This window comes from Pseudomonas sp. EA_35y_Pfl2_R5 (genome assembly GCF_963970805.1).
Lineage (GTDB): Bacteria > Pseudomonadota > Gammaproteobacteria > Pseudomonadales > Pseudomonadaceae > Aquipseudomonas.
Window position 1 is genome coordinate 687,650 of record NZ_CAXAOW010000002.1, and the last position, 13,161, is coordinate 700,810.

Sequence of the window (13,161 nt, forward strand, 5' to 3'; positions counted from 1 at the left end):
CTGCGCAGGTTCGGCATGCCTGACTCGGATTACACCTGCAGTGCGAGAGGTCTTGGGGTATCGGCGTCTTCGTAACTGCTGGGACGAAGAGCAAATACATTCTCTTTGCGCAACACGCCGACAAACTCATCGAGCCATTCATCGCTGGGTGCGGTGAAACTCCGGCCCAAGCGCTCAAGCGTGCGCAGCGTGCGTTCGTTGCTGTATTTGATGTTGCGACTCTTACGGCTTGCCCAGAACTTACCGAGCAAGATGTCTGGGTCATTGCTTCCCTCAACCGCGCGAAACAGTTCGGCGAAGTTGCCGTGGCCACCGCGGCTAAAGTTGAAACCGCAACGTTCCAGGGCGGCAAAGACCCGCTCCATGCTCACCTCGTGGGTGCTGTCGACATGGTAGGTACCAGGGCTGGATGAAGCGTCCAGCGACACCGCCACAATGCCCGAGGCCACCTCATCGACCGGAGAGAGAACCAGGGGCTCGCCTAGGCATTCCGGTAGCTGGCCGACCTTGATGCACGACACAAGGAACTGCACCAGACGATTGTCCCGCGCATTAATCTGGAAGCGCGCGGCACGTGAGTCCGCCGAGACATTGCCAGAGCGGTAAATAAAACCGTTGTTGCCATGCAGGCGGAAGCGATTGACCAGACGCTCGGCGGTATATTTGGTCAGCTCGTAGTTGTTCTGAAACTCCTGACCGATATCCAGTGACTCTTCACAGAAGAAGGCGACCTGCTCCTGGCGGTTCACCCCGCTGACCGCCAGGGTAGACATATAGTGCAAGTCCTTGGCACGCTGAAATTCGGCCAGTTCGATACAGCTCTTCACCGATTGCACATTGCTCCTGGTGAACTCTTCCTCGGTGCCGAATAAGCGGGTGTCGGCAGCGAAGTGATAGATAGCGTCCACCTGCTCGCCGAGCTGCCGGTAGGTTTGATCATCCAGCCCCAACCGGGCTTCGCAAACATCGCCCTGGTGAATACTCAAACGACTGCTGAAGCCCTCCAAGCGAATGCCGGGGAAGTACCAGCTGAACAACTGCTCCAGCCGGGCCCTGGCCGAAGCTCCTTGCTTGTGGCGGACGATGCAGTGGATATGGGCATTTGACTGAAGGATCAGTTCTTTAAGCGCATAAATTCCGACATAACCAGTCGCCCCCGTCAGGAGCACACGACGGTACTCGCGGTGTTTCTGTTGGTGGGTCTGGGCCAGTAGCTGGCGCGGCGCATAGTTGAGCATGCCGGTACGCGTACCCTGCTCCAGCACGATCTGCGGCGCCGCTGGGGGCATGCCGGCCAGCTCGGTCAGTTGCGTGGCGATGCCGCGCATCAGCTCGTGCATGTCGGCAACTTCGACTGTTTGCGGGAAGGACAGGTCGAGCAGCAACTGCCCACCGATCACCTTGCCAGTCAGTTTCAATTCATGGCAACGGTTGTTCTGCGCATGGCGGGCATGACCAAAGGCAAATTTGGCCGGAGTCAGTTCGAAACGTTCATCGTGGGCGAAATTAACATCGCCGAGGAAGTTGAAGCACACCGGTGCGGACGGTGCGTAGCAACCTTGCTGTGTATGCGGTCGGGACAGCCCGTAGCCCACCCCCAGGTCCTCCACCGCAGCAAACTCACGGCTGACTTCCTGTATTGCTGTCGGCATATCCAAGTGCGGCAACGTCAGCAACAAGGGGAAGGTCGAGGTGTGCCACCCCACTACGCGGCTGACATCAGTGTTGTCATCGAAGGTCACCCGTCCATGGCTTTCAACATCAATGGCCTGCCGTTCGCCGCCACGCAGTTGGCTCAACCCCAAACCGAAGGCTGCCAACAAAAGCAAATGGAACGGCGTACCAGTGCTGTTCACCAGATCATGCAGTAATTGCTGGCTGTCCTGTGCGGAGAAACCCAGCCACAGTGTGGAGGCCGCACCTTCAGTATTGCTTGCAGCGAAGTAGCTTGGCAGCGTCGCCGCAGCTTGCTCAGTGCGGCGTAGCCAGGCGCTCTGCAATTGCGCCTTATGTCTGTCGATATGCTCCACCCAATCCCAGAAGGTGGTGCGACTGGGCGTGCGCTGGCTGGTGGTGCCGAAATATTTGTCGCTGTAGTTACGCGTCAGCTCGGCGATGATGATGCGCCAGGAAATCACATCCACGGCCAGGTGATGAGCGACCAAAAGTAGCAGGTCCTCACCCTCTTTGACCTTGAACAAATGCACGCGCAGCAGGGTGCCGTCCGCCAGGGATAAGGAGGCATGGACGCGCTCGGCAACTCGCTCGACATGGCTCTGAATTTGCGCCTCGCTGTCGCCGGCTATAAAGGACACGCTAAGGCTATCGTTACCATCCTTCTCGGTATGACTGGCATACAGGCCTTGGGCATCGCGGGCGTAGGCCACACTCAGCGAAGGGTGCTGCTCCAGCAGCTGACTGAGGGCGGCGTTGAGGATGGCCATGTCGATTTTATCGGCGCTTCGCAACAGCAGCGCCTGGTTGTAATGGTCCGGGTTGGTCAGTTGCTGCTGTAGCAACTCGTGCTGCGCTGGCGAGAACAGGGTCAGACGTTGCAGGTCGCGCTGCACCGTCGCTGGGCCCTGGCTATTACCCTGCCTATCCAATGCCCGCAAAAGGCCATTCACGCAGGGGTTCTTGAGAAAGGCATGAGCGCTGACCGGATAACCTTTTTCCTGCAACTCGGCGATCAGTTGGATCGCATCCAGGGAATCGCCGCCAAGATCAAAGAAGCTGTCGTCAAGGCCAACCACCACGCCACGCAGGTGTTTGCGAAACGCAGCACGAATGGCCTTGAGGCGCTCGTCACCCTCCTCATCCTGCCTCGATGGTTCGTCCGATGACTGATGCTGCAGGCGCTCCTGGAGCTGCGCGCACAGCAGCGCCAGATTGGTCTTGCCGTTGGCATTGCGTGGAAAGTCCGCCAGAGGCAGCAGGATTTTCGGGAGCATGTAATCGGGCAGTAACGACGGCAGCTGCGCCGTCAGTTCCTGTTCAGGGCGTTGGCTTAGCAGCGCCGCAACCAGGCGTTTACGCCCGCCCAGTTCAAGGAAAAACACGGCAGCATCGTTAATACCAGGAATGCTGCGCAAAACGGTTTCTACATGCTCCAGTTCGACCCGGTAGCCGTTGACCTTAACCTGGCGATCAACCCGACCAAGGAACTGCACAAGACCATTGGCATCCAGGGTCACGAGATCGCCGCTACGATAGAACCGCTGCGGGCCTTGCGCGGTTTCCATCTCAAGAAAACTCTGGGCAGTGGCCTGCGGGTTGTTGCGATATCCCTTGGCCACCGAGGGTCCACCTATATACAGCTCGCCCTTGGCACCGTGGCTGGCGAATGTGCCCTGCTCATCACGCACACACAGCAGGCTATCGCCCAATGCCAGCCCAGCGGGAATCGAATCGGCGGGCAAGGCGTCTATCTGTGCGAGGCTGGTCACGGCAAAGGTGGTGACCCCTACGGTGGTCTCGGTGGGGCCGTAGTGATTGAACAACTTGGCGATCCGCCCAGACGCCAACACGCGTCGGGCCAACGTCTTCGACAAGGCCTCACCGCCGAATATCAAGTATTCCAAGTGTGGCAGCTCAATACCCGGCTGCTCGACGGGAAACATCGCATTCCAGTGCGATGGGGTGATCTTGAGAAAATCAATCCGCTGCTGTTGCAAGTAGTCGCGAAACGCCGCTGGGTCTTTGCGCTGCTCCACGCTGAGCAGGTGCAGGCAGCCTCCGCTGCTCAGCGACAGAAACAGTGAGGTATTGCCAAGATCCGCAGCCAAGGTGCTGACGTGCGCATAGTTAAGCGGCCGGGTGATCGCGAAGCGTTGGCTGACTGACTCCGTGTAGTGCTGGATATTGCTATGGCTGACGGCTACCCCTTTGGGCGTGCCGGTAGAGCCTGAGGTAAACAACACATAGGCGCTCGCATCACGCTCGACCCGGACGCCGCTACCTTGCTCCGTGACCTGCCCCGTGCCATGCATATCCAGCGCAAACAAGCCCAATGCGCCCAGCGGCGCGAGATGCTCCGCTGCACAGAGCACAGCATCGGCAGCAATGGCCGTCAGCCTGTGGTAGTTCTCCTCACGAACACCATCATCTTCGACGAAGGTGTAGGCCGCACCGATTTTCAGCACGGTAAACAGCGCCACTATCGAGTGGGTGTCGCGGTTGGTATAGATCGCCACCAGCGCATCTTGGGTAATACCCGCTTGCGTCAGGTAAACGGCCAGATGCGACGACTGGCGCTCCAGCTCAGCATATGAAAGCACTTGCGAGTCGGCCACGACTGCTGGCTGTAGCGGCGCGGACAGACTCAGCTCACGGAGTTTATCTAGCAGCATTTCATCAACTTCCTGTCGAGTGTTGGTTAACGAATGAAGGCTCGACTAGAGCGCGACGCCATGCTGGATAAAGGCCGCACGAGTAGATGCGTGATCGAGGACGCCCGTGCGTTGCAGCAGCTTGACCAGATTGGCCTTGGTGGTAACCACATAGCTGGTCAGGTTGTCGAGAAACTGCGCCTGGGTGTCGTCGATAATTTCCGTTACCTGAGCTTCGCTGAAACCGCTGGCGCGCAAAATCTTGCGGTCAAAGTCACGCTCCTCGTCAGCTGCCAGGTAATCATCCAAGTAAGCTGGCAGCATGCTGCCGATAATCTGCTTGTGCTCTTCGGGCAGGCGCGCCCAGTGCGCTTTCATCATCTTGGCGAAGTAGCTGGCGTGACGACCTTCATCAGAAACGTGATCGGTCATCACCTTGGTGAACGCGGCGGAAGCATCCTTCTCACGCCCGATGCTGATGAGGTCCTTGGTCAGGGTGTGTTCAGCCAGGGTTACGGAAATCAACTGGAAGTCATTGTGCACATGGTCGGGCAACAGTTCGAAAGCACGTTTGACTGCGCTCAGATTGCCATTGGTTTGCGGCACCTCGAGCGGCTCGACGCCACTCAGGGTTTTCATCTGGATGATGTAATCCATAGCCACATGAGCGTGGTAGCCCTCGTCGATGACCACGGTCAAAGCGTCAAGCTTCTCCTCTTCGCTGGCCCCGGTTATCACGTTGTTGATGATGTTCAGGCTGCAGTCGATGACGAAGCGGGTTTCCAGCAGGCCGATTTCATACATGTACTGGTAGGCGGACTGGGTCAACACATAAGCCACACCCTTGTAACCGAGCTCTTGGACCTTCGGGTGCTCGCTAAGAATCTGCCGGGATTTCGGGTAGGTGAACTCACCGTTGGCCGCTTCTGGAACGATGATCCGCGGGCTGTTGCGCACGGTTGCCCCGGCATACCATTTATTGACCGAGTCGAAGAATTGTTTGGCGTTGGGTTCGACGATCGCATTCATGTGCATTCCTCCTTAAAAGTCACGGGTTTGATGAGTCGTACTCAGAACGGCAGCAGAACCGGAAAGGCCTGACGGTGCGCAGCTAGCGCTTCACCTATGGATTCGCCGAGGGCCGCGGCAAAATTTCTTAGGTCTTGGTCGCTATGGGCGGCGGAAAGAAAGATCGGTTCCTCCAGCGAAGGCGCCATCAGAAATCCCCTGTCCAACATCAGTTGATGGGTCTTGGTGTAGACCTCGTAATGCTGGTTCTTGACGTCCTGATAGGACTTCATCGCGCGGGTGCTATCGCGAAAGGCGACACCCGCGAGCGCGCCGAAGCGGGTGAACAGGAACGGAATATTGTTGGCGTTGAACTCAGAGCGAATGGCGTTATCGAGCACCTGTCCCTTACGCTCTATTTCCTCGTAGAAGCCCGGCTGTTCCAGGACGTCCAGCGCAGCATTGGCCGCTGCCATAGTCAGCGGGTTGCCGGCGAAGGTGCCCGACTGGAATACGCTGTTGCCGATTGCCACGTGGCGCATAAAGCGCTCTTTGCCGGCATAGGCACCAATCGGTGTACCACCACCGATGATCTTGCCGAAGGTCACCAGATCGGGATCGATGTCCATCAGGTTGCAGATGCCGCCAAAGGTGAAACGAAAACCCGTTACCACCTCGTCGAAGATAAACAGCGCTTCATGCTGATCGCATAGCAGGCGAATCAGCTCCATAAAGCCTTCCTGCGGACGTACGAAGCCCATATTGGTCGCGTAGGGCTCGACTATCACCGCCGCGATATTCGCGCCGTGCTCTTTGAACAGGCTCTTAAGCTGGCTGGCATCGTTGTATTGGCACAGCAGGGTTTCACGCCCCAGATTTGGCGATATACCCTGGGTAACGCCTTTGGTCTTGATCCCGTTAGTACTCGGCGTAGCCAGCAGCACGTCCGAATGACCATGGTAGGAGCCGACGAACTTGACCAGTAAATCTTTGCCGGTATGCGCGCGAGCAATACGCGTGGCCGTCATCACTGCCTCGGTACCACTGCATACGAAGCGGATCTGTTCGATAGCCGGAGTGCTGGCGACTATGCGCTGAGCCAGCTGGTGTTCCAGTGGTGAGGTCAAACCCACTACGGAGCCCTGTGCGGCCTGCCGAGAAATCGCCGCACTGACCTCTTCGCGACCATGCCCCAACAACAAAGCACCGAAGGCGTTGAGAAAGTCGGTGTACACGTTGCCGTCTACATCGGTGATTTTCGAACCCTTGGCTGTTGCAAAACAGATCGGATTGCCACCGACCTGCTGAAAGGCCCGCATAGGCGAACTGACCGCATCTGGAATAACCGAGCGAGCGAGTTCGAATAAGTGAGCTGAAGTTTTGGTGGAGCGCATTCTTGTCTCTTCCCTAATGAACAGAGTGGCCCCCTGGTACTTCACTCTCTCCAAGGGCGTTAGCGTTTACACAAGCTGATCTAAATGTATCTGTGTTGCAAACACATGAACACTACAAGGCAAAATGATGGACACACAATTCGCACACGATGAAATCGTGACCTAATTCACTGCATCGATGAGTGGTAGGGCTGAATGCTGGCGAGCCTAGGCGGTTTTGCTGCGGTTTTATCGCTGAGGGAGAACCTCCCCTGCCTGCCATTCAGGAACATCGGCAGCAAATGGATGGTGCGGGAGGGGCGTCTTGCAGGGGTCAGTAATTACAGCAGGCAGCAGAGCTTACAAACTGACCGCAGAGGCAATGTGATAGGACGACTTTGCGGCGGCTCATTGAAGACAATCTAATGGTGCTGCCGCGCCTCGATGAGAGTGATTAGAGCCAGAGCCTGGTGATGATTATGCAAGCCAGAACCAGGCAGCAGGCTAGATTAGCTGCAGCCTACTAGTGCCCCGTGTAACGAATCTAGCGGACAGGGCTCGCCTCTCAGGCGGCGGTCAGGCCCACCTAAAAATCCGTAAACAGCTGTTCAGTCATCACTCTGGGTATCATCTTTTTCAGCCGCCTCATCCGCCAAATTGCGTTTACGCCGTACTCCATCGGCCTGCACTGCGGGGAAGCGCGAAGAGGCGTAACGCACCACAAAAATCGCCACGGCCAGCAACAGAATCGCCCCGGAGACCATCACCACACCCATGTCGGGTTTATGGTTGTGCGAAATATCGGAAATCATCAGACGGGTCAGCGCGGTAATCGCCACATAGATCATGAAGCGGATCGGCATATGGTTGGTCTTGAAGTAAATCCCCACCATTGCTGCTAATTCCAAGTAGATAAACAGCAGCAGGATGTCATCGACCGTGATATGGCCCTTTTCCAGCATGCCAAGAAAGGTCATTACCGCTGCCCAAGCGGTGATGGCGCCAATGGCGAACAGCGCAAGGTAGTGGAACGCCTCCATCAGCAGATTGCCCAACGACTCCGCGAGCCCATGCATGCGTTCGCGCATCAACTCGGCCCAGTTTGGCTTACCCATAAAAGCTCCTAAAGAATCAAAATCACGACAGCATCGCGCGCCATCACCCAACAGTGTCAGTAGAAGAAGCTTGCTGCGGGCGAAAAAGCACCTGCAACCGCTGCGCCATGCTGGCTGTTGCAGGCTGAAGAATGGGCTATGTTGTTAGCCGGCATGGCAATTGCCGCTGGCCAAATGCCGGCGAGTTCTTTATGCTCACAAACACTGTACAGATAAACAGTTAACTGCAACCTATCAGCGTGAAGGCGTAGAGGTGATGAATGGCCGTCGAAGTGGTGTACCGCAGCAGCCGGGATTTGGAGCGTTTGTTCATGGATAAAGCCGAAGCCGACCGTCATGACAAAATGCTCGAGCTGGCCGAGCTGCTCACCGAAGTGCTGCAGAAAGCCGTGCCCTCGTTGAATGAGGCCCAGGGTGAAGAGCTGGGGATCTATATGGCGAAGAACCGTGACATCTTTGCCAAAGCGTTCAAGAACCAGCCGGACGCCTTGAGTGAGCTGAGCGAACCTGCTGCCGAGTAACGCCAGCAGCAGTAAACAAAACCCCAGTCAGTGACTGGGGTTTCGTGCTTCTAGCAACGGTCAAACTCAGCCATACAGCAAGCGCTCGGCAATGGCATCAGCAACCCTTGCCGGTGAGCGCTTGTCGGCCTGAGCATGGCCGAAGATTTCGGTCAGGCGCCGGCTTATCTGCGACAGGTGCGCGGTGATCGCCGGCAACGGTTCGCCTTGATGCTTCAGCGCCACGTAAATCAGGCCGCCAGCGTTGATCACATAATCCGGCGCATAGAGAATCCCGCGCGACTGCAGGCTGTCGGAGATATCGGCGCTGGCCAGCTGATTGTTCGCCGCCCCCGCCACTGCCGAGCAGCGCAATTGACCTACGGTTGTGTGGTTCAACACGCCCCCCAGACCGCACGGTGCAAGAATGTCGCACGGCGTGGCGAGCAAGGCCTCGCTGGCCACCGGCCGCGCGCCCAATTGCTCGACCGCCAATTGCACACGGCCCTGATCCAGGTCGCTGACCAGCAGTTCAGCCCCCGCAGCATGCAGTTGCTCGGCCAGCGCATAACCCACATTGCCCAACCCCTGAATCGCCACCCGCAAGCCTTCCAGGTTGTCACTGCCGAGGCGTGCCAGGGCGGTGGCGCGAATGCCGGTAAATACCCCCATGGCCGTGTGCGGCGAAGGATCGCCCTCGACAGTGGTGCTGGTGACGTGCTGAGTGTGCTGGGCGATGCAGTCCATATCAACGCTGGAAGTGCCGCTATCCATGGCCGTGATGTAGTGGCCGTTCAGGGTTTCGATAAAGCGGCCGAAGGCTTCAAACAACGCGCCGCGATTCTCGACATGCTTGGGACGGATGATCACCGCTTTACCGCCGCCCTGTTGCAGGCCGGCCAACGCAGCCTTGTAGCTCATGCCTTTGGCCAGGCGCAGCACATCTTCAATAGCGCTTTGCGTGTTGGCGTAGGGTAGATAACGGCAGCCGCCCAGCGCGGGACCGAGGCGACTATTGTGAATGGCGATAATGGCCTGCAGACCGGTCAGCGGGTCCACGGCGAAGTGCAACGACTCCAGCCGGGCGGTTTCCATCATGGCGAACATGCTGTGGCTCCCGTACTGATTTGCCACTCAGTATAGGCAGTGGCACTGCCGGCACCCGTCCAGTGGTCAGTTGCAGCCTGGCGCCCGCACAACAATCCACTGGACGAAGCGACGGCGCTTGACTACAAAGCCAGAGACATCGGGAGATTGTTATGACCCCACGCGCCGCCTGCCTTGCCTGCCTGGAGCAAAACCCGCCTGCACTGTTCGAGGCGGCGCTGTGGATTGCCGTGGAGCACCAGCCAACGCTGCAACCGGCAGAGGTGCTGTACCAGCTCTCCGGCCTGCAGCAGCAGGTCAGTCGGGGCCTGCCAAACCTGCCGCCGCAGGAATTGGCGCAGCCGCTACTGCGTAGGCTGAGTGAGCTGGACTTCCATGAAGATGACGAACGACCGCTGCGCCCTAGGGCGGCGCTGCTGGATCAGCTGTTGTTGCGCCGCCGCGGCCAGCCGCTATCCCTGGCCCTGCTCGCACTGGAACTGGCCCGGCGCTTGGCGATTCCGCTACAGGGCGTGAATTTCCCCGGGCACTTTCTGCTGCGTGTACCAGGCGCCGATCATCTGCTCGACCCGTGCAGCGGCCGCCGCCTGTATACCCGCGAATGCCGCGAGCTGCTGCAACGCCATCTTGGCCCGACTGCCGAATTAAGCGCCAGCCAGCTGCAGCCTTGCGACGTGCGCAGCATGCTACAACGCCTGTCACGCAATCTGCGGCAACTGCATCAACTGAACGATGACCCGCTGGCCGCGCTGCGCGATGCCGAGCGCGTGCTGCTGCTCGGCACGCCAACGCTGCATGACCACCTGGCCCGCGCGGAGATATATCAACTGCTCGATTGTCCGCAGGGTGAGCGCTTCGACCTGCAATGCGCCCTGCTGCTCAGCGATGATCCGGCGCAGCACCTGCAACTCAGCCAACGCCTACGCCTGCTGAGCGCTAGCCCGGCACTGCATTAGCGGTGCTGCTAAAAGAAGCCCAACGCCTTGGCCTTGGCCACCGCCTGAGTACGCCGCGCCACGCCCAACTTGCCGTTAATCCGCCGGGCGTGGGTTTTCACCGTGTGCAGGGAAATAAACAGCTGCTCGGCCACTTCTTGATTGGACAGCCCTTGGGCGATCAAGCCGAGCACCGCCAGTTCGCGACTGCTCAAGGCATTGGCGCTGGCGACAGACCCCGCATTTGACGCCTCATCGGCTTGCCTGGCAACGCGCATGCAAGGCCATTGATAACCCAAGCGCTGCTGTAACGCTTGGCCGGTCTGCCGGGCCTTTTCGGCAATGGTTTTATCGCCACAAGCCGCACAGGCTTCGCCATAGCTGAGCCAAAGATCGCTGGTCAGCGCCTGCCGGCCCTGCCCTGCCACCTGCTCCAGCAATTGATGCAGAGGCTCGCGCACATCCTCGCCCTGCTCGCGATCCAATTGCAGCAATAGCATTTGAAAACGCGGAATCAACTCGGGGAAGTTCGGCGTCGGCAACACCGCTTTAACCCGCTGCTCATAACCCAGTACCCGAGTCGCGGCGTGGCGCGCCCGCGCATAGTGACCCTGAGCAACCCACAAATGGCTGCTAGCCAGCAACAGGGTGCCGCGGTACAGGGTTTCATTGACACGCTGACGCTGCATCTGCCGCTCGGCTTGCGCGAGATGGGCAAAGGCTGCAGCGATATCACCCTGCGCCATCGCCAACTCAGCCAGGCCGAGGTAACCATGAAACGCCCCCGGATCGCCGCAAGCGAGGGCATGTTCAAGCCCGCGCTGTAACGCTGCCTCCGCCTCATCCGCACGGCCCTGGCGCAGCTGCAGACGCCCTAGTCGTAATTCGAGACGCGCAAGGACTGGCGTGTTGCGCAACGACGTCGGCGCAGTTGCCGTCAGCACCCGTTGCAGCAGCGCTTCGGCGCGGGCGAACTCGCCCCGCGTCTCCAGCAACAGCGCATGGTCCAGCTCCAGCAAGGCTTCAAACACCGGGTTGCCATGCAGGCGCGCCTGCTTCAAGGCTTCAAAACTGAGCTTCTGCGCCACCTCCAGCTGACCTTCACCAATGGCCACCAGGGTCAATGCAGAACGACACAACAGCGATTGCGCCCAGGCGCTTTGCGGCAACCCCTGCAGGGCGTCATGCAGATGGCTGCGGGCATCCACAGCGCAGACTCGGCCATAGGCGATGATGCCCTGGATGGCCTGCCAGTGCGCAAACAGCTCGCGGGTCCGCGCCCCGTCGCTGCGCGGTTGAAAGCGCGCCAGTTGGTTGATACAGGACTGCGCCTCATCCAGGCGGCCAACCAGCAGCAATACCCAGGAATTGAGCAGAATCAGCCGCGGTGTACTGCACAGCAGGCTGTCCGGCAGCTCACTGCGCCAGCGCAGAATCAGCGCAAGGTCCTGACCTTGCAGCACCTGTTCTTCGGTAAAACGTTCGAGAAAACTGCCCGCCACTTCTGGCTGCCCGGCCAGCAATGCGTGCTCCACTGCCGCGCGGATATCGCCATGGCCGGCAAACCACTGGCTGGCATGCACATGTAAGGCACTACACGGCAGATTCATTGCCTGCCGCTGTAGGAGCCGGGCCAACGGCGGGAACAGTACATACCAGCCCTTGGCAGCTTCCAACTCCTGAATAAATACGCCGCGCTCGATCAGCGCACGCAACCACTGTGCGCCTTCGCCCACGCCGAACAGGTAATCACACAACGCCGGATTGAAGCGTGGTAACTGGGCCAGTTGTTGCAGAATCTGCAGCAATTCGTCTGGCAATCCTTGTAGCACTTCACGCTCAACATATTCGACAAGCAGCTGATCATGCGCGTCATCCTGCGGCGCGCTCTGTGCCGAAGGCTCGGCCTGTGCAGCCAATAGACGCAGGCGCAAGGCTGCCGGCCAGCCCAGGGTCAGCTCATGCAGATCGTGCGCCCAGGCGCTGCGGCTTGGATCCAGCTGCTGCAACCAGGTCAGCACCTCCGCTTCGCTGAAGGCCAGTTCGCTGGCGCCCAGTTCGAGCAGCTCGCCCTCCAGTAACAGGCGCGAAAGATTACAGGCAGGCCGCCGCCGGCTACCCAGCCACCAGCAGATTCCAGGCGGAGTGACCATCAGCAGTTGATTGAGAAAGCCATCAAGGGCGGGATTCGGCTGGGCTGGGTAGTCATTAAGCATGACCCACAGCGGCCGCGACTCCTGCGCCAGAGCCGCCAGCAATTCATCACTGCTGAGATCTGCGGGGTAATCGAGCAGCCTGCTGAGCTGCTGAGCCAACTGCTCGGCGTGCACGTCTTCGCCAGTGCAGGTCAGCCAGAGCAGGCGGTAATTGGCCGGGCATTCGCGGGCACAATCGGCCAGCAGTACGGTTTTACCAAAGCCCGCCGGGCCGACCAGCAAACGCAGGCGACAGTCTTGCGCTAGCAGGCGCTGCTGCAGAGATAGCCGTGGGATATGTCCCGGCGGCAGGCGTTGTACGCTGCCACAGGCGGACGCTGCGGCGCTCAACAGGAATGGCGCTAATGCGTTCATGACGGCTCGTTTTATTGTTCTTGCAGGAACCGGGTCATTGCAGGCTAAACCTCAATGCCTATCGCTCACAGTTCTATCACGACAGGTGATGGCGGGCGATAAAAAAGGCTATGTCCCAAGACCGTGTTGCAAGGACTAAGCTTTAAGGCAGACATCCGCTTGTGAGGTCAGCCCACCATGGATACTCAAGCCTTTCAGCGCTGGTTGGCCCAGGTGAGCCAGCTC

7 protein-coding genes and 2 pseudogenes are annotated in these 13,161 nt (G+C 58.9%); 2 read left to right on the forward strand and 7 right to left on the reverse strand.

What is annotated here, in order from left to right; translation table 11 throughout:
* Positions 1-29: 29 nt before the first annotated feature.
* From AACX99_RS07150 to AACX99_RS07165, 4 genes are all read right to left on the reverse strand, one after another.
* Positions 30-4,349, reverse strand: a complete 4,320-nt coding sequence (locus AACX99_RS07150; RefSeq protein WP_339410550.1) for an AMP-binding protein — start codon at positions 4,347-4,349, stop codon at positions 30-32.
* Between the two features lie 45 nt (positions 4,350-4,394).
* Positions 4,395-5,357, reverse strand: coding sequence for a diiron oxygenase (locus AACX99_RS07155; protein ID WP_339410551.1), 963 nt, complete (start codon positions 5,355-5,357; stop codon positions 4,395-4,397).
* Between the two features lie 41 nt (positions 5,358-5,398).
* Entirely contained in the window at positions 5,399-6,730 is a 1,332-nt protein-coding gene (locus AACX99_RS07160) for an aspartate aminotransferase family protein (protein WP_339410552.1), read from the reverse strand.
* Between the two features lie 587 nt (positions 6,731-7,317).
* The gene (locus AACX99_RS07165; RefSeq protein WP_339410553.1) at positions 7,318-7,824 is read right to left on the reverse strand and encodes a phosphate-starvation-inducible protein PsiE; all 507 of its coding nucleotides are present in this window, start codon (positions 7,822-7,824) and stop codon (positions 7,318-7,320) included.
* Positions 7,825-8,084: 260 nt separating this feature from the next.
* On the opposite strand from AACX99_RS07165, the gene AACX99_RS07170 reads away from it, so the two are divergent.
* Positions 8,085-8,345 carry a YebG family protein gene (locus AACX99_RS07170; protein ID WP_275960906.1) on the forward strand — a complete coding sequence of 87 codons (261 nt, stop codon included), beginning with the start codon at positions 8,085-8,087 and terminating at the stop codon, positions 8,343-8,345.
* Between the two features lie 66 nt (positions 8,346-8,411).
* On the opposite strand, the gene AACX99_RS07175 is transcribed toward AACX99_RS07170, so the two are convergent.
* Entirely contained in the window at positions 8,412-9,431 is a 1,020-nt protein-coding gene (locus AACX99_RS07175; RefSeq protein ID WP_339410554.1) for a Leu/Phe/Val dehydrogenase, read from the reverse strand.
* 152 nt (positions 9,432-9,583) lie between these two features.
* On the opposite strand from AACX99_RS07175, the gene AACX99_RS07180 reads away from it, so the two are divergent.
* On the forward strand, positions 9,584-10,387 hold the full coding sequence (locus AACX99_RS07180; protein WP_339410555.1) for a transglutaminase family protein: 804 nt from the start codon (positions 9,584-9,586) through the stop codon (positions 10,385-10,387).
* 8 nt (positions 10,388-10,395) lie between these two features.
* On the opposite strand, the pseudogene AACX99_RS22160 reads toward AACX99_RS07180, so the two are convergent.
* Positions 10,396-10,581: pseudogene (locus AACX99_RS22160) on the reverse strand (response regulator transcription factor); the annotation flags it as partial.
* Between the two features lie 201 nt (positions 10,582-10,782).
* A pseudogene (locus AACX99_RS07185) lies at positions 10,783-12,936 on the reverse strand (hypothetical protein); the annotation flags it as partial.
* Positions 12,937-13,161: the final 225 nt, after the last annotated feature.